Genomic DNA, 16,500 nt, shown 5'->3' with positions numbered 1-16,500 from the left:
CGAAATCCTCAATGGTTTCAGCGGAGGAGAAGGGATTCGAACCCCTGGTTGAGTTGCCCCAACGGCGGTTTTCAAAACCGCTGCCTTCGACCGCTCGGCCACTCCTCCAAACATCCAGAACGACTCGCTTTTCTGCCTCTTCTACCGCCCCCTGTCAACGCCGCCCTGAGACCCGCACCTCTACCCTGCCCTGCTCCGGGCAACCCCTGAGCTCTCCAGCCCCGCCGCTTCCGCCCTCACCGGCATCTCCCGCTGCCTCGAGCGTCCTTCGCCCCTGCCCCTTACTTCTCCCTTCCCACCGCCGCCGCTGCCGCCCCCGCCCCGGCGCCCTGTCCCCCCACCCCGCCCTTCATCACCTCCGCGAGCCACTTCCCCGCCCCTGCGCACGTCGCCGTCGCGCTGACCTCCCCTCCCCCGCCTCCCCCGCGCCTCGCGTAAGGCCCTGCCACGATCGCCACGTCGCTCCCTCGCGCCGTCCACGCGATCGGCCCGAGCGACGGCCGCTGCCTGCACGCCTTCCCAAAGCGCCGCTCGATCACCTTCCCCGCCTCTACCGCGTCGCCCGCGCTGTCGAACCGCAGCCGCCACGCGAGCGCGAACTCTCTCCGCGACGGGTCTTCCGGGTCGTCCCGCCGCACCACCGCGAACCGATCCCCGCCCCATCCAGCCGCCGCGCCGATCGCCGCATCGCGGTGGGCATACGCCCCGAACGCGATGCGCAGCGCCTGCTCGCCCATCACATCGTCGAAGACCACACGGAACCCCGGGCCGAGCGCCGCGGCCGTCGGGACCGCCACCGCGACGGCGGGCTCGCGCGCGGCGAGCTTCTCGGGATGGAGCAGCTGCTCGGTGGTCTCCGGCAGCGCGCGCCAGACCGCATCCACCGACGCCCACCCGCCGTCCCGGCGCAGCGCCTGCACGAACGCGAAGCCGTCCGTGTACGGGGCCCCCAGCGACTCCTGCAGCACGAGCGGCGTGTCGCCCACGGACGACAGCGCCGTCGACATCGCCACGAGCCTCCGGAGCATCGACTCGTCGACCTGGAACGCCGAGCCGACCAGCACGTCGAACATCGCGCTCATCGCCTCGCCCTCGACGAGCGCGTGTGTGGCCGCCAGGCGATCGCTGTCGCCGAGCTTGAAGTCGAGCAGCCTCCCCAGCGAGAAGCTCTGGTCCTGGAGCGCGTGGACGAGCTCGTGCGCCAGCGTCTCCTCGGCCTCGGCCTCGCTGAGATCGTCGACGAGGTACATCGTCGCGTCCTCCGGCTCGTAGAAGCCCGCGATGCGGCCCTCGAGCAGGCGGTACATCCCGGCGGTGAAGTCGTAGTCGGCCGGGATGAGCTCGAGCGCCGCGAGCACCTCGCGCTGATGATCGAGCACGCCCTCGGGGATCTCTCGCTCCACGTGCGCGCGGACCCGCTCCAGGATCTGCCCCCGGGCGAGCACGCGGCTCCGCACCTCGCGGCGCACCGGCAGGCCCCGCGCCTTCGCCACGCGGGCGAGCACGCGCGCGATCTCGCCGTCGGTCAGGCGAGCCGCGTCCTCGTCGAGCTCGCCCGCATCCACCGGGCCTGCGCCCCCGGCCGGTCGAGGCGCGGCTGACGCCGCAGGGAGCGTCGCAGCCGAGGCCTGCGCTCGCGGCGGCGCCGCAGGCGCGGCCGTCGGCGCGCACCCGGCGAGCACCGCCGCCCCGACCAACCCGACCAGCCCAACCCCACCAACCGGCGCCGCCGCGAGCGCCGCCACCGCCGCAAACGCCGCACCGCGCCAGCGGCCGCGCTTCAACGTCGCGCCCATCGCGTCCATCGCTCCCATCGCACAGCGCGCCCGACCCGCCGCGGCAGCGTCCTCGACGCGCCGGGTCACGACGGCTCCCTGGCGGGCGCGCGGAGCGCGCCGATCGCCTCGGCATACCGCGCGACGCGCACGTCGAACGGCAGATCCTCGCCCCGCGCCACCGCGCCGAACACCGCCGAGCCCGCGACGAGCGCCCGCGCCCCGGCGGCGATGACCTGCCCGGCGGTCGACGGGGCGACGCCGCCGTCGACCTCGAGCGCGATGTCCAGGCCTGCCTGGTCGATCGTCTGGCGCAGGGTCCGCAGCTTGGTGAGCGCCTCCGGGATGAACCGCTGGCCGCCGAACCCGGGGTTGACGCTCATCACAAGCACCAGATCGATGTCCGCCATCACGTGCCGGATCGACTCCTCCGGGGTGTGGGGGTTCAGCACGACGCCGGGGCTCGCGCCTGCGTCCCTGATCTGCTGGAGCGTCCGGTGCAGGTGAGGCGACGCCTCGACGTGGACCGAGATGCGATCGGCGCCGGCGGCCGCGAACTCCGCGACGTAGCGCTCGGGCTCGACGATCATCAGGTGGACATCGAGGGGAAGACGCGTCGCGGCGCGAACCGCGCGGACGACGAGCGGCCCGATCGTGATGTTTGGCACAAACCGGCCATCCATCACGTCGACGTGGATCCAGTCGGCGCCAGCGGCCTCAGCGGCTCGTACTTCCTCCGCGAGACGACCGAAGTCAGCCGACAGGATCGACGGAGCGACGATGATTTTGTCGTGACGCACAGGGTAGCGCTAGCAGGCGTGACGCGCGGCGGCTAGCCGAGCATCCCACGAGCGCGCTTACGGGGAGGCCGGCGCGGCTGCTAGGCTGCGCATGTCTTCGCGAAGCGTTCGTGTCGTGCGCGCGGACGCTGCAGATCGAAGGCTGGGGATCCGAACCGTTCGAGTGAGGTGATGCATGGAGACACGGCCGCTGACGAAGCCCGACTACGACCGGATCGTGGGTGAGATCGATCGGTGGTGGGCAGGCCCAACCAGCGCGCTCGCGCACCCGATCTTCTTCTACGAGCTCGGCAGGCTCGCGCGCGTCGTCGAGGATCGCGGGCTGCTCGTCGGTTTCCTGCTCGGGTTCAGGTGCCCGGACGCGGCGGTCGGGTACGTGCACCTCGTCGGCATTCACCCGGACTATCGCCGCCGCGGCGTCGGCAGGATGCTCTACGCGGCGTTCGAGGAGGACTGCCGCCGCGAGGGCTGCCGGCAGCTCAAGGCGATCACGACGCTGGGCAACGAGGGCTCGGTGCGCTTCCACGCCGCGGTCGGCTGGTCGGCGGCCGAGGTCGAGGACTACGCCGGGCCTGGGCGTCCGCGGATCGTGTTCACGAAGGACCTCTAGCGCGGATCGCGCGGAGCACGCGCGTGTTGCGGCGTACGCGCTCGACGGGGTACATCTGCTCGGGACCGCGAGGTGGAGCGATGCGAGAAGGCGAGCATGTTCGCGACGTGGTGGTAGGCGTTGTCGGGTCAGCCGACAGGACGGTCGCCGCGGGCGCCCTCGGTGCATCCAGGTGAGCCCTAACCCTTCGCTGATCACGCAGCTGCGCGAGATCGGGCTGTTCGGAGGCCTGGGCGATCACGTCCTCCAGGGCCTCGCCGACACGCTGGAGCTGCTCGATCTGGAGCCGGGCGCCGTCGCCTTTCGCGAGGGCGACAGCGGCCGCGAGATGTTCGTGCTGCTCTCGGGGGAGATGGAAGTGCTCAAGCGGTCGAAGCGCGACGTCGAGGCGCGCGTCGCGGTCCTCGGGCCGAACGACTGGTTCGGCGAGATGTCGATCCTCGACGTGATGCCTCGCTCGGCGACCGTCCGGGCGATCGCCCCGTCGCGCTTGCTGCGCGTCACCGCGCACGATCTCGACACCCTCTACCGGCGCGATCTCAAGTCGTACACGCTGCTGGTGCTGAACATCGCGCGCGAGATGTCGCGCCGCCTTCGCGTGGCGGACAGCCTTCTCGCCGAGCTGGTAGCGAACATGCTCGACGAGTACGCGCGGCCGCGGCGACCCGGGATCTGAGCCGGCGCCGCCGCGTCAGTCGGCGCCGAGCGCTCTGCCCGCGGGCGCCGGGTCCACCGGTCGCCTCATCCGCCGTCTGGGCCGATCGCTCCACCAGCGCCGGCTTCGCCGCCCGCGCCGCCGGCGTCGCCACCCGCGCCACCTGCACCACCGCTGCCGGCGTCGCCACCGGCGCCGCCTTCGCCGCCTGCGGCGCCCGCACCACCGTCGTCGGCTTTGCCACCCGCGCCGCCCGCACCACCACCGCCGGCAGGGTTCGCCTGTTCGCCCCCGGTGCTGGTTGTGCCGGTGCTGTTACCGGCCCCAGTCGAAACGGCGCCGCTCGAACCGGCCGCGTCGGGTGGCAGGAGGCCACCGCCGCCCGCGCCGTCGTCTTCGCCGGGATCACCGGCGGCGACGCCCCCTCCTGCGCCGGTCGCGCCCATGTCGTCGCAATCACCGCACCCGATGCCCCCCTCAGAGGGAGGCTCCGGTTGTGGATTGAACACACAGCCCGCAAGGACGACCCCGAACACAAGGACGACAAGCTGGCGCATAAGCTCCCTCCTCATAGCACCCTGCGCCCCTCCCTGCCCGCTTGTGCGGCGCTCTCGTCCGCGGGAGCGCTGCGTCGAGCGCGATCCGTCGGCTGCTTCTCGCTCGCTCTTACCGCCGGGTCGACGCCGCCGTCAGGCCCGGGCCGCGTGCTCCTTCAGCCGCATTCCACCGTTCCAGCGCCTCCAGCGCCGCCCACACCGCAGGGCTCGCCGCCCGCGCCGCCCTGGCCGCCCTGGCCATCCGCGCCGCCCGCGCCGCCCTGGCCGCCCGCACCGCCCTGGCCACCCGCGCCATCCGCGCCGCCCGCGCCGCCCTGGCCGCCCGCGCCATCCGGGCCGCCCCCGCCGCCCTGGCCGCCCGCGCCACCCTGGCCGCTCGCCGCGCCCCCATCGCCACTGCCGCCCGCGCCCGTGGTCTCCCCGCTGCCAGCGCTGGTCGCTGCCGCCGTGTTGCCGGCGCCCGTGCCACCCGAGCCTGAGCTGCCGACCGCCGCACCGCTCGACGACGACCCGGAGGGATACGGATCCCTGTCATCGAACGGCGGTTCAGGCTGCGGGTTGAACGAGCATCCAACCGCGAGGAGCAGGGTGAGGAACAGCAGGCTTCGCATGGCGGGTACGCCGAGTATGGCAATCAACATGCCACGTGAAAATAGCCTGAAAGCGCTTCGATCGGTCCGCCGTCGACGCGGTGCTCAGGCACACTCTGGCACGCCGCTCGGGCGGTTGGATCCGGCACTTCCCCCCGCGCCACGACCTGCACAGGCCGCCCGCTGCGGGTGTCCCCCTGGTGTCCACGGCGGCAGCTCGCGGTATCGTGCGGCGTGATTTCGGAAGACCTGGGGAACGTCGCGCCGCGGCTCGACGAGGTGCGGCACCGGATAGCGAGCGCCGCCGCGCGGGCAGGGCGCGGGCCAGAGGAGGTCCGGCTCATCGCCGTGTCGAAGGGCAAGCCCGCGGAGGCCATCCGCGCCGCCTACGCCGCCGGGCAGCGCGATTTCGGCGAGAACTACGCGCAGGAGCTCGTCGAAAAGGCCGAGGCGCTCGCCGATCTCGACGGGCTCGTGTGGCACGCCATCGGCCAGCTCCAGAGGAACAAGGCGAAGCTCGTCGCGCGCGTCGCGCACGTCGTGCAGTCGGTCGACCGGGAGGAGCTCGCCGTGGAGCTCGATCGGCGCGCGGCCGCGCTCAACCGCACCCTCGACGTCCTGATCGAGGTGAACGTCGGCGGCGAAGCCTCGAAGGGCGGCTGCGCCTCCGGCGATTTCGCGCCGCTCCTCGCCGCGATCGCCCGGTGCGCTCACCTTCGGCCGATCGGCCTCATGACCATCGCGCCGTTCCTCGAGGACCCGAACGACGTCGCGCCGTTCTTCGCGCAGCTGCGCGCCCTGCGCGACGCGCACGGCGGCCGGGCCGTGCTGCCCGAGCTCTCGATGGGCATGTCGCACGATTTCGAGGCGGCCATCGCGGAAGGCGCGACGTGGATCCGCGTCGGCACCGCCATCTTCGGAGCCCGCGGATGACGGCGACGTCCGCCGCGTCGCGCCTCGGCGCGGCCCTCCGTGGCGGCGGCGTCGCGCGCGGCGCCACGCTGGCTGCGTGCGCGCTGCTCGCGCTCGGGTGCGGGCCGGGCGCGATGCCCGCGTCGGTGCGCCACCCGCTCGTCGGCAGCACCGCGCCGGAGTTCCACGCGGAGTCCACGGCCGCGGTCACCGTCGGCGTGCCCGGCACGCGCAGGACGCGGGTCACCGTGATCGACTTCTGGGCGTCCTGGTGCGCGTCGTGCAGCCGGACCATGCCGGCGCTCGACCGGCTCTGGCGCGACCGCAAGGCGGACGGGGTGGCCGTGATCGGCGTGAACGTCGACGACTCGGAGGCCGCCGCGGAGGCCGCCGCCCACGAGCTCGGCGCGACGTTCCCCATCGTCGCGGATCTCGATCAGCGGCTCTCCGGGACCTACGGCGTCGCGCAGGTCCCCCTCACGTTCGTGGTCGACGGCGCGGGCACCGTGCGCTGGGTCGGGCACGATCCGGCGAGCGCGCGCCGCGCCGTCGAGGTCCTCCTCTCGGAGCGCCCCGCGGGCGCGCGGTCGGTCTTCGAATGAGCGCGACCCGGGGCGGCGGCGGCGCGCGACGGCGGCCCGCGGGCGACGAGCCGACGCTCTTCGACGCCGCCCGGCAGCGGGAGCCGGAGCTCAAGGCCACGGTCCCCCTCGCCGAGCGCATGCGCCCGCGCTCGCTCGAGGACATGATCGGCCAGGGCCACCTCCTCGGCGAGGGCAAGCTGCTCGCGCGCGCGATCGCGGCCGACCGGATCCCCTCCATGATCCTGTGGGGCCCGCCGGGCGCCGGAAAGACCACGCTGGCGCGCGTCGTCGCGCACACGACGAACGCCCGCTTCGTCCCCTTCAACGCCGTGCTGGGCGGCGTGCCGGAGCTCCGCGAGATCCTCGCCCAGGCGCGCGCCGCGCGCTCCTACGAGGGCAAGCGGACGATCCTGTTCGTCGACGAGATCCACCGCTTCAACAAGGCCCAGCAGGACGCCTTCCTCCCGCACGTCGAGGACGGGACGATCACGCTCATCGGGGCGACCACCGAGAACCCCTCGTTCGCTGTCAACGCGCCGCTGCTCTCCCGGTGCAAGGTCTTCCGGCTCCAGGGCCTCGGCGCCTCGGAGCTCGTCGAGCTCCTGCGCCGCGCCCTCGAGTCGCCCGCCGGGCTCGCCGGCGCGATCGCCGCCGACGACGACGCGCTCTCCGCGATCGCGGCGCTCGCGCAGGGCGACGCGCGCAGGGCGCTCACCACGCTGGAGATCGCCGCGGACGAGGCGGGGCGCGCGGGCGCCCCCACGATCACGCGCGAGCTCATCGCCGGCGCGAGCGAGCACAAGACGCTGCTCTACGACAAGGCCGGCGAGGAGCACTACAACGTCATCAGCGCCTTCATCAAGTCGATGCGCGGCTCCGATCCCGACGCCGCCATCTACTGGCTGATGCGCATGATCGAGGCCGGCGACGACCCGCTCTTCCTGCTGCGCCGGATGATGATCTTCGCGTCCGAGGACATCGGCAACGCCGACCCGCGCGCGCTGGAGATCGCCGTCGCCGCGGACGCCGCGTTCCGGCGCATGGGGATGCCGGAGGGGCTCTACCCGCTCACGCAGGCGGCGCTCTACCTCGCCACGGCCCCGAAATCGAACGCCTGCAAGACCGCGTGGCACGCGGCGCAGGCCGCCGTGCGCGAGCACGGCGCGCTCCCGGTCCCGCTCACGCTGCGCAACGCGGTCACGCGGCTGATGCGCGACGAGGGCTACGGCGAAGGCTACCGCTACGCGCACGACGAGCCGGGCGGCGTCGCGCTGGGCGAGGCCTACCTCCCGGAGCCGCTCGCCGGCAGCCGGTTCTACGAGCCGACCGATCGCGGCTACGAGCGGACCATCGGCGAGCGCCTCCGCCGGATCCGCGGCGAGGGCGAGGGCGAGGGCGGCTGAGGCGCGGCGCCGGCCCAGCCGTCACGGCGTCACGCGTCGTCGTCGTCGTCGCCGCCCGCGCCGGCGAGCGCCTGCTGGAGCTCGCTCAACGCGTGCTGATCTCCCTTGCTGCGCGCGGCCCCGATGCCGTCGACCAGCCAGGCGCGCCCCTCGTCGAGGCGGCCTGCCTTCACCAGCATCGTCCCGCACATGAGGTACATCGGCACGTACGCCGGATCGATCGCCCGGAGCGCGCCGAACGTGGCGAGCGCGTCGTCGTGGCGGCCCTGGCCCGCGTACTCCAGCGCGAGCGCGTACCAGTGGAACGGATCCTTCGACCCATCCCGGGTCATCTTCTCGAGCATCAGCAGCCGCTTGCTCACGTCGCCTCCACAACCCCGATGAACGGCAGGTTCCGATAGCGCTCGGCCCAGTCGAGCCCGTAGCCGACCACGAATTTGTCCTCGATCGTGAAGCCCAGGTAGTCGATGGGCACCTCGACCCGCGCGCGCGCCGGCTTGTGCAGGAGCGCGCAGACCTTCACGCTGTTCGGCATCCTCGTTCGGAAGAGCTGGAGCAGGTGCGAGATCGTGAGGCCCGTATCCACGATGTCCTCGATGAGGAGGATGTCCTCGCCCTCGATCGGGCGGGTGAGGTCCTGCGTGATCTGGACGACGCCGGTCGAGGCCGTGCCCTCGCCGTAGCTGCGCACGCCGAGGAACTCGATGCGCACCGGCAGGTCGATGTGGCGCGCGATGTCGGCGGTGAACACGAAGCTCCCCTTGAGCACGGAGACGAGCACGAGCCGGCGCTCCGCGTAGTCCCGGGTGATCTGCGCGCCGAGGTCGCGCACGCGAGCGCCGATCTGTTCGGCGGACAGGAGCGTCCGGACATTCGCCATGGTGCCCGCTAACATCGCGGCGCCCGCGCCACCAGCGCCCAGGCGGGCCCTCCGTCGCCGCGCGCTGCGATCCCATGTCATGCCGCTGATGTCGCGCGGCCGCTCTGCTGCTGCCCGGGTCGAAACTGGGTTAGTCTCTGCGCCGCCCGCGATGCCGCTCCCTTCTCTGCCTGACGCGCCCCCGCACCTCACCTCGCGCACGCCCCTGGCCGTCCGCTTCTGCGAGACGGATCTCATGGGCATCGTCCACCACGCGAACTACGTCATCTACCTGGAGGCCGGCCGCATCGACTGGCTGAAGCGCCGCGGCCTCTCCTACGAGGAGATGGTGCGGCGCGACCTTCACCTCGCCGTCGCGGAGCTGCGGATCAAGTACCGCCAGGCCGCGCGGTTCGGCGACGACCTCGTGGTCGAGACGACCTGCCGCGAGGTCCAGCGCGTCACCGCGCGCTTCAGCTACCGGATCCTCCGGGGCGAGGACGTCATCTGCGACGGCGACATCCTCCTCGCGTGCCTGGGCTCGAACCTGACGCTGACGCGGATCCCGGACGACATCGTCCAGCTCCTGGCGAGCCCCGAGACGACGGCCGAGCGCTAGGGCAGGGGACACCGTCCTCGCTTCCGCCGCCCCGCTTCAGCCGCCGTCCGCCGCCCCGGCCTCGGCCCCGCTGCGCACGATGCGCGCCGGCATCTCGACCGTCTGCGGCGGCTCGATGCGCTCGCCCAGGAACGTGCGCCACTGGACGACGTAGCGCCCGCGCAGGGGCCCGATCACGTAGCGCTCGCTCGCCGGAGGCACGGCGACCGCGGGGATCCCGTCGACGAGCAGGTAGAGCAGCTCGTCGGTCTGGTTCACCGCGACGAACCCTTCGCCGGGCGCGCCCGGGTCGACGCTCGCGGGCAGCTGGAGCGGCTCTTCTCGGATGGCCGCGAGCTCGTCGCGCGTCAGGAAGACGCCGCCCTGCGCCGACGGGAGCCCGGCGGCGGCGTACGCGGCGCTCGGGGGCGGCATGAGCATGTCGGTCGAGATCAGGTCCGTTCGCCGGGCGATCGACGTGACCTCGAGCGCGACGCCGCCGCCGCCTTGCCAGGCATAACTCGCGTAGAGCGGCACCTCGCCGGCCACGCACTCGGGCGACTTCGGATCCACGCCGAGGATCTCCAGCAGCGCCCGGCAGAGCAGCGGCCCCCCGTCGCCGGCCTCGGGGACCCTGCCGAGCTCGACGTACAGCGCGCCGAGGCTGCCGTGCACCTCGACCTTGCGGACGTCCGTCCCGAGCCGCTTGCCGTCTCCGACAGGACGCGCCGAGCCCGTCGACAGCGGCGTCACGTCGACGCGCCGCTCGCCGAGGAGCGTGCGGAGCGCCCCCGGCGGCACGACCCGGTACTGGGTCAGGGACGGCCAGAGCAGCACCTCGCCGTACACGTCGTGGCGCGCGCGGAGCTCGGAGCCCGCGGGCAACGGGAGCGCGCGCGACGTGAACTGGACCCGCATCCGGCCCGTCTCCGCGAGCTCGACCTTCCACGTCAGCTCGGTGAGCTTCTGCGCCGCGTGGATCCCGGAGGCCGCCACCTCGGGCGCCTTCGGGGGCTGCGGCACGTCACGGAAGCGGAACGCCGCCTCGAGCATCACGCCGGGGAGCTCGCGGGGCGAGAGCGCGTCGTCCGGCAGGGGGGTGGCGGGCGAGAGCGGCAGCGGCGACTGCGGGCTCGCCTCGGACATGATGAGCCGGCCGTAGTCGTCGGCGATGATCTTCGCGGTCGCCTCGGCGGCGGAGGCGTCGAGCAGGTCCGGCGTCTCGTTCGCGAGCGGCGCGGGGAGGATCTTCGCGTTCGGGCTCGCGCCGGCGTCCACGGGATCGACGGGCGCTTGGCGCGACGGCTCGCACCCGGCGGCGGCGATCAGCAGGGAGGCCGCGGCGACGCGCGCGGCGATCACGGCTCCAGCTCGAACGTGTGGATGACGCGCACGCGCGCGTCGAGCGGCGGCGGGTCGGGTGCGCACTGCGTGTCCAGGAAGACCGCGGTGCAGCGGGGGTGGCAGCCGAGGAGCAGGTTGCAGTTGGCCGCCTCGTTGTCGAACACCGCGATGACCCGCCCGAGCCGCGTGAGCTGCGGCGCGACGCTCCGCTTGAACTCGGTGTCGGGCATCTCGAACCTCGGCTTCACGACGAGCTCCGTGCCGATGACCCCGATGGGGAAGCCGAGGTCGCGCAGGCTCGCGAACGAGCCGAGCGCCATCTTCGGCAGGTCGCGGCCGGTGAGGTACACGAGGGTCGCCCCCGCCGCGTGGCAGTCGCGCGCGTACTGGCTCGCGCCCGGCACCTCGACGTCGTGCCGGATGTGCGGATCGTTGAAGAAGCGGGCCCTCCAGAAATCGAACGCGTGCAGGTGGAGCGCCTCGTCGTCGATGCCGAGCCGCCGCAGGTTGTCCTGGAACCCGTACACGATGCCGTCGGGCGACGCGCACTCGAGGAGGGCGGCGGCGTGCGGGTGCTTGCGGCGCCATTCCTCCGCCAGCTCATGGAGGATCGCGACCACCCGCGGCCGGTTGTCCATGAGGGTGCCGTCCAGATCGAAGACGATCACGGGGGGCCCCTCCGACCGATCGGCCGCGCGCTCGACGATGGATCTCAGGAGCCGCGTCCGCTCGAGAGGGACGAGGCGCTTCTCGTGAAACAGCGTGCTCAAGGTCGTCGCGCCGCGGAAACGCGCACCGTCCGCGCGGCTCCTCGGGCCGGAACCGTAGCGCGAACTCGCCCTCCCCAGAAGCCGCGGCGCCAACCCCCTCGCCGGAGCCTGCGATCCTGCGTAAGTGTGCCGAAATATCCTACATTGTTGGCCTATTCGTTCCGCTCTTCGTAGGATTTTCCAAATCGGGACCCCTCGAGGCTCCGAAGGAAGGCCCATGCAGAACCGCATCAAGACCGCTCTGGCCCTGGCGATGGCGACGACCGCCGTGGTGGGTTGCTCGAAGACCCCTCGTGATCGCCTGCAGGGGCGCTGGTATGGCGATGCCATCGAGAACGCCCCTGTGGATCAGCTCACCAAGGCAACCGGATGGGTGAAGGGAACGGCGCTCGAGTTCAACGGCAGCAAGGTGACGGTGACCGTGCCCGCGGAGACGCCGCGCAGCGGCACCTTCAAGGTGACGAAGGCGGACGGCGATCAGATGACCGTCGCGTTCCTCCGCCCCGAGGGCGGGCTCGATGAGGCGGCGTTTCGCTTCGCCTCGGATCAGACGCTGCGCTGGGAGATCGGCGACGGCCGCACCATCGTGCTGACCAAGGCGAAGAACTGAGCTCGGCCGGCGCCCCGGCTGGAGCGAGCGCCCGGCCGTCTATCGCCGCACCCGCTCCCTCCGCACCCGCGTGAGCCACCGCGCCTCGCCGCGATCGCCGTCCCGCGCGAGCAGCACCACGACATCCTCCGAGAGCGGCCCGGTGAGCCGCCGCCGCGCTTCCTCGATGGAGCGCACCTCGACGCCGTTCACGGACAGGAGCCGATCGCCGGGCTCGATGCCGGCTTCCTCGGCCTCGCTCGCCGGGGGCACCGACACCACGGTCACGGTCCTTCGCTCCTCGCCGAGCGTCACCGCCAGGCTCCCTGCGCCCTTCGGGTCTTGCCGCGCGCCGTCTCCTGGCAGCGCGATCCTCACGCGCTCGGTCGTCCTGCCGGCCCGGACCTGCACCGGCTGCGACTCGGCGCGCCCGAGATCCGCGCTGTACGCCTCGATGATCGCCGTGCCCTCGGGCAGCCCGCCGAGCTGGAACCGCCCGTCGCGGTCGGTGGTCACCACGCCCGGCGGCAGCGGGCCGAGCGGCAGGTACGTCGGCACGCGGTCGCGCGCGACGCGGGCCCCCGCCACCGCGTCCCCGCGCTGATCGACGACCTGGCCGGCGACCTCTCCCGCCTCGGACAGGTCGATGCGCCCGAGGTCCGTCGGGCGATCGGGATCGCCGGCGATCGTGACCCGCAGCGTCGCCGGCGCGTACCCGTCGCGGCTCAGCGTCACGCGGAACTGGCCCGGCGCGAGGTCGGTGAGCGTGAAGGCGCCCTCCGCGTCGCTCGTGGCGCGGCGCGGCCCGGTCGTCGAGAACAGCGTGATCCGCGCGCCCTCGAGCCGCTCCCGCCCGCCGCGCCCGGTCACGGTGCCGGTCGCCTTGAGGGCGGCGCCCATCTCGAGCCGCAGCTCCTTCGGCGCGGCGCCGACCTGCTCGACGCGCGGGGACTTGCCGGAGCGCACGAGGCTGAGCCGGAGCGGCAAACCGGCGGCGTCGGGCAGCAGCGCGTCGCCGTCGTCGTCCGTGAACAGCGTCTTGCGGAGCGGGACGGCCACGTCGAGCGAGAGCACGCGCACCTCCACGCGATCGAGCGGGTAGCCGCGATCGTCGGCGACGTGGATGGCCACCGCCTCGCGCACCTTCGGGAGGACGACCTCGATCTCCTTGCGATCGCGCTCCGGCACCTCGACGACGAGCCGCGCCACGACGTCGCCGGGCGACTCGGCCCGGGAGACCGAGACGAGCACCTCGTCGGGGACCGCGGCGAAGGCGAACGTGCCGTCGTCCGCGGAGTACGTCACCCGCTCGAGCGAGCCGGCGGTCGCGGCCAGCTCCACGCGCGCGCCGGCGACCGGCTTGCGGTCCTCCTCGAGGACGCGGCCCTCGAGCAGGCCGCCCTGGCGCATCACCACGCGCACGTGGGCCTCGCCGCCCGGCTGCAGGGTCACGATCTCGCTGGGCGTCTCGACGTACTCCGGGTGCCGCACGATGGCGTGGACGCGCCCGGGGGTGACGGGCTCGGCCCGGAACGTGCCGTCGGCGCGCGTGACCCACGGCTCGCCCGAGCGCACCGAGGCGGCCGGCAGGACCGCGTCGCCACGCGGCAGGTCCGGGATGGGGCCCGGCATGACCCCGAGCTCGCCCGCGGGGATCAGCGGCGCCGGGCCGGGCAGGGCGCGCTCGAAGTGCTCGTCCCTGAACTCGGACATCGCGGTGGTCTCGTCGATGGGCATCCCCTCGGCGTCGGCGCCCACGACCTCGATCGTCGCGCCCGGGACCGGGTAGCCGCGGTCGTCGACGACCTCACCCACGAGCGCGCCGCCGCGGAGCAGAGGGATGCGCACCTCGGTGGCGCCCGCGTCGACCTGCACGGCGTTCCTCGGCACGAAGCCGGCCGAAAGGGCCGAGGCGCTCGCGTATCCCGGCGCGATGGGCCCGAGCGTCACGGACCCGTCGTCGCCCGTGCGGCCGTGCAGCGGGAACGCCGACAGGCCCTGCTCGACGAGCACGACGTTCGCGCCCTTCACGGGCGGCGCGTCCTCGCCGTCGCCGTCGGTCACGAGGAGCCGCACGTGGCGGCCGGGCCCGAGGACGAGCTTCACCTCCTTGCCCTCGCCGCGCCTCACGGGCACGGCCAGCGCGGTCGCGCTCACGGCGGCGCCGCGCCGGGCCTTGAGGTCGTACACCCCGTCGCGGAGCCCGGCGATCCGCGCGGCGCCCGTCGCGTCGGTGGTCGTGCTGCGCGCTGGCCAGAGCCCGGTGCCGGCGGCGAGCACGGTCGCGCCGTCGGCCGGCTGCCCCTCCGCGTCCACCACGCGGACCGTGAGGGCGCCGAGCCGATCCATGCGGAGCCTGAGCGGCGCCGGCCCGGGCACGATGCCCGTCCGCACGGTGTCCTCGAAGCCGAGCGCCGACGCGCGGACGACGTAGGGCGCCGCCCCGAGCCGATCGAACCGCGCGCGGCCGCCTTCGGCGGTGGTCGCCACGAAGGGGAGGGGATCGGCGGTCGCGACCGTCACCTCGGCGCCGTCGATCGGGCGCTCGGCCTCGTCGACGACCAGCACGTCCAGCACCTTTGCGGGCCGCAGCACGAGCTCGACGGCGCGGGGGCCTGGCTCGAGCGCGACGCGGGTCGAGGCGCGGGCCCGCTCCGCGCCGTACGCCATGATCCATGCCTCCCCGGACGGCAGCCCGGCGAAGCGAGCCTCGCCCGAGGGATCGGTCTTCAGCTCGCCCGCGAAGTAGGCGCGGTCCTCGCGCATGGCGAAGACGCGCACGGCGGCGTCCTTCAGCGGGCGCCCCTGCTCGTCGCGCACGGTGGCGGTGAGCTCTGCCGCGCGCCCTTCCACCCACGCGGGCACCGGCGGCGCCGGGATCGGCGCCCGCGGCAGGAACCGCGGCCCCAGATCGCGCAGCGTGGTCGCGGCGAGGAAGCAGACCAGCGCGGCGATCGCGGCCAGGACGGCATCGAGCCGCGACCGGCGATCGGCCCGGTCGGCTTCCGCTGCGGGTCGCTCGTCCTGTTCCGCTGCGGGTTGCTTGTCCTGCTCGGCCACGGCCTGGATTTCTACTCCGGATCCGTGAAAACGCCGAACGTCCCGCCGCCGTTCCCGGATCCCGCGGCGCCGCGCCGGTGTCCCGAGATCAGGCCGGGCGGCCGCGGTGCAGCTCGATCACGGCCTGGATCTCCTCCTCGGACAGGATGTGATCCGTGGCCTTGGCCTTCGCCAGGATGGCGTCGACGAGCTCCTTCGAGGGCTCGATCTTCCGCTGCCGGAGCCAGTAGTTCACGTTGGAGGCCCCGGACATGTAGCCCACGCAGATCTCCTGCTTTCGCCCGAACATGCCGGCGGGGACGCCGGAGTAGATCCGGTCGGCCATCCAGGAGTCGCCCTTCGACTCGGCCTTGATGATGGCCGCCGCGTGCACGCCGGTCGCCGTGCGGAAGGCGTCCCGTCCGACCAGGGGATAATTGATGGGCACCTCCCAGCCGACCGCCTGCGCCGCCGTCGTGCAGTACTCGAGGAGGTGGGTGAGGTCCTGGTGCTCGAGGAGGCCGAGGAGCTTCATGTTGAGCAGGATGAGCTCCATCGCGGCGTTGCCGACCCGCTCGCCGATCCCGAGGGCGGTGCCGTGCACCCGGTCCGCGCCGAACTGGAGCGCCCAGATCGCGTTCTCGAGCGCGAGGCCGCGATCGTTGTGGCCGTGCCAGTCGATGCCGACCGACGCCCCGGCCCCCGCGACGATGGCCCGCGTGAAGTTGATGAGGTTGCGAACCCCGTCCGGCGTCGCGTGCCCGACGGTATCGCACAGGCACAGCCGGGTCGCGCCGTGATCGATGGCGACCTTGAAGAGCGTCGCCAGCACCTCGGGGCGCGAGCGCGTCGTGTCCTCCGTGACGTAGGCGACCGGGAGCCCGGCCTTCACGCCCGCGTCGATCGCCGCGGCGCTCCGCTGCGCGATGAGCTCGACGTCCCACGCCTCCGCGAGCTGGCGGATCGGGCTCGATCCGATGAAGGCGTAGATCTCCACGGGGATCCCGGCGCGCTGGGAGATCTCGATCATGGGCGTGATGTCCGAGACGACCGTGCGGCCTGCGCAGGCGATGCGGAGCGGCAGGTTGTTGTCGGCCACCTCCCTGCACATCCGGAGCACGTCCTCGAACGCCCGCTGCGAGCTGCCGGGCAGGCCGACGTCGGCGATCTGGATACCGATCTTGGCCATCAGGTGGAGCAGCTTGAGCTTGCTCTCGATGTTCGGATCGGCGACCGAGGGGTTCTGCAGGCCGTCGCGCAGGGTCTCGTCGAAGAAGCCGATGTTCTCCGGGATGACCCGCCCGACGCGACCCACCTCGTTCCAGTCGTAGATCAGCTCGGTCGGGCGGTTACCGGAGGCAGCGATCGCCATGCATTATTATAGTGCGCCGCGCTCGACGCCGGGCCTCAGGCGA

17 protein-coding genes and 1 tRNA gene are annotated in these 16,500 nt (G+C 73.1%); 7 read left to right on the top strand and 11 right to left on the bottom strand.

All coding sequences use genetic code 11. The annotated features are described in order from the left end of the window. Positions 1–21 precede the first annotated feature (21 nt). The 3 genes from WMF34_RS41615 to rpe all read right to left on the bottom strand — a co-directional run bounded on the left by WMF34_RS41615 (position 22) and on the right by rpe (position 2,575). A tRNA-Ser gene (locus WMF34_RS41615) sits at positions 22–108 on the bottom strand. 173 nt (positions 109–281) lie between these two features. Beyond that, on the bottom strand, positions 282–1,796 hold the full coding sequence (locus tag WMF34_RS41610) for a hypothetical protein (RefSeq protein WP_437991245.1): 1,515 nt from the start codon (positions 1,794–1,796) through the stop codon (positions 282–284). A 65-nt stretch (positions 1,797–1,861) separates the two neighbouring features. Then, on the bottom strand, positions 1,862–2,575 hold the full coding sequence (rpe, locus tag WMF34_RS41605; protein WP_012240798.1) for a ribulose-phosphate 3-epimerase: 714 nt from the start codon (positions 2,573–2,575) through the stop codon (positions 1,862–1,864). A 175-nt stretch (positions 2,576–2,750) separates the two neighbouring features. On the opposite strand from rpe, the gene WMF34_RS41600 reads away from it, so the two are divergent. Then, complete coding sequence (locus WMF34_RS41600) at positions 2,751–3,185, top strand: GNAT family N-acetyltransferase (RefSeq protein WP_012240797.1); 435 nt, start codon at positions 2,751–2,753, stop codon at positions 3,183–3,185. Positions 3,186–3,357: 172 nt separating this feature from the next. After that, positions 3,358–3,861 (top strand): cyclic nucleotide-binding domain-containing protein, encoded by a 504-nt coding sequence (locus WMF34_RS41595; protein WP_012240796.1) that lies wholly within the window; start codon positions 3,358–3,360, stop codon positions 3,859–3,861. Positions 3,862–3,926: 65 nt separating this feature from the next. On the opposite strand, the gene WMF34_RS41590 is transcribed toward WMF34_RS41595, so the two are convergent. Beyond that, positions 3,927–4,397 carry a hypothetical protein gene (locus WMF34_RS41590; RefSeq protein ID WP_012240795.1) on the bottom strand — a complete coding sequence of 157 codons (471 nt, stop codon included), beginning with the start codon at positions 4,395–4,397 and terminating at the stop codon, positions 3,927–3,929. 155 nt (positions 4,398–4,552) lie between these two features. Further along, positions 4,553–5,008: a hypothetical protein gene (locus tag WMF34_RS41585; RefSeq protein WP_044967082.1), complete on the bottom strand. Its 456-nt coding sequence runs from the start codon at positions 5,006–5,008 to the stop codon at positions 4,553–4,555. Positions 5,009–5,221: 213 nt separating this feature from the next. Between WMF34_RS41585 and WMF34_RS41580 the strand changes: the two genes are divergently transcribed. From WMF34_RS41580 to WMF34_RS41570, 3 genes are read left to right on the top strand one after another with little or no spacing between them, the layout of a single operon-like run. Further along, positions 5,222–5,920: a YggS family pyridoxal phosphate-dependent enzyme gene (locus WMF34_RS41580; RefSeq protein ID WP_080599161.1), complete on the top strand. Its 699-nt coding sequence runs from the start codon at positions 5,222–5,224 to the stop codon at positions 5,918–5,920. Then, positions 5,917–6,501 carry a TlpA family protein disulfide reductase gene (locus WMF34_RS41575; protein WP_012240792.1) on the top strand — a complete coding sequence of 195 codons (585 nt, stop codon included), beginning with the start codon at positions 5,917–5,919 and terminating at the stop codon, positions 6,499–6,501. The genes WMF34_RS41580 and WMF34_RS41575 overlap by 4 nt, the downstream gene beginning before the upstream one ends. Then, positions 6,498–7,886, top strand: a complete 1,389-nt coding sequence (locus tag WMF34_RS41570; RefSeq protein ID WP_437991244.1) for a replication-associated recombination protein A — start codon at positions 6,498–6,500, stop codon at positions 7,884–7,886. Before WMF34_RS41575 ends, WMF34_RS41570 begins: the two co-directional genes overlap by 4 nt. 29 nt (positions 7,887–7,915) lie before the next feature. Here the strand turns inward: WMF34_RS41570 and WMF34_RS41565 are convergent, their stop codons facing one another. Then, a complete protein-coding gene (locus WMF34_RS41565; protein ID WP_437991243.1) occupies positions 7,916–8,248 on the bottom strand; it encodes a tetratricopeptide repeat protein in 333 nt (110 codons plus the stop codon). Further along, positions 8,245–8,766 carry a hypoxanthine phosphoribosyltransferase gene (gene hpt, locus WMF34_RS41560; RefSeq protein ID WP_157907284.1) on the bottom strand — a complete coding sequence of 174 codons (522 nt, stop codon included), beginning with the start codon at positions 8,764–8,766 and terminating at the stop codon, positions 8,245–8,247. The genes WMF34_RS41565 and hpt overlap by 4 nt, the downstream gene beginning before the upstream one ends. A 151-nt stretch (positions 8,767–8,917) precedes the next feature. On the opposite strand from hpt, the gene WMF34_RS41555 reads away from it, so the two are divergent. Beyond that, positions 8,918–9,364 (top strand): acyl-CoA thioesterase, encoded by a 447-nt coding sequence (locus WMF34_RS41555; RefSeq protein ID WP_437991242.1) that lies wholly within the window; start codon positions 8,918–8,920, stop codon positions 9,362–9,364. A 36-nt stretch (positions 9,365–9,400) separates the two neighbouring features. On the opposite strand, the gene WMF34_RS41550 is transcribed toward WMF34_RS41555, so the two are convergent. Together WMF34_RS41550 and WMF34_RS41545 are read right to left on the bottom strand one after the other, a co-directional pair. Continuing rightward, entirely contained in the window at positions 9,401–10,705 is a 1,305-nt protein-coding gene (locus WMF34_RS41550) for a hypothetical protein (protein ID WP_437991241.1), read from the bottom strand. Beyond that, positions 10,702–11,457, bottom strand: a complete 756-nt coding sequence (locus tag WMF34_RS41545; RefSeq protein WP_157907283.1) for an HAD family hydrolase — start codon at positions 11,455–11,457, stop codon at positions 10,702–10,704. Before WMF34_RS41545 ends, WMF34_RS41550 begins: the two co-directional genes overlap by 4 nt. Before the next feature lie 217 nt (positions 11,458–11,674). Here WMF34_RS41545 and WMF34_RS41540 point away from each other — a divergent pair, with 217 nt between their 5' ends. After that, complete coding sequence (locus tag WMF34_RS41540; RefSeq protein WP_157907282.1) at positions 11,675–12,067, top strand: hypothetical protein; 393 nt, start codon at positions 11,675–11,677, stop codon at positions 12,065–12,067. Between the two features lie 39 nt (positions 12,068–12,106). Here WMF34_RS41540 and WMF34_RS41535 read toward each other — a convergent pair whose 3' ends face one another. Both WMF34_RS41535 and WMF34_RS41530 read right to left on the bottom strand, forming a co-directional pair. After that, a complete protein-coding gene (locus tag WMF34_RS41535; protein WP_437991240.1) occupies positions 12,107–15,106 on the bottom strand; it encodes a carboxypeptidase regulatory-like domain-containing protein in 3,000 nt (999 codons plus the stop codon). Between the two features lie 88 nt (positions 15,107–15,194). Further along, positions 15,195–16,457, bottom strand: coding sequence for a LeuA family protein (locus WMF34_RS41530; protein WP_012240783.1), 1,263 nt, complete (start codon positions 16,455–16,457; stop codon positions 15,195–15,197). Positions 16,458–16,500 lie beyond the last annotated feature (43 nt).

It is taken from the genome of Sorangium sp. So ce145, from assembly GCF_051525985.1.
GTDB classification, from domain to species: domain Bacteria; phylum Myxococcota_A; class Polyangia; order Polyangiales; family Polyangiaceae; genus Sorangium; species Sorangium cellulosum_B.
The sequence above is the reverse complement of the archived record's forward strand: the minus strand, read 5'-3'. Positions and strand labels throughout refer to the sequence as shown.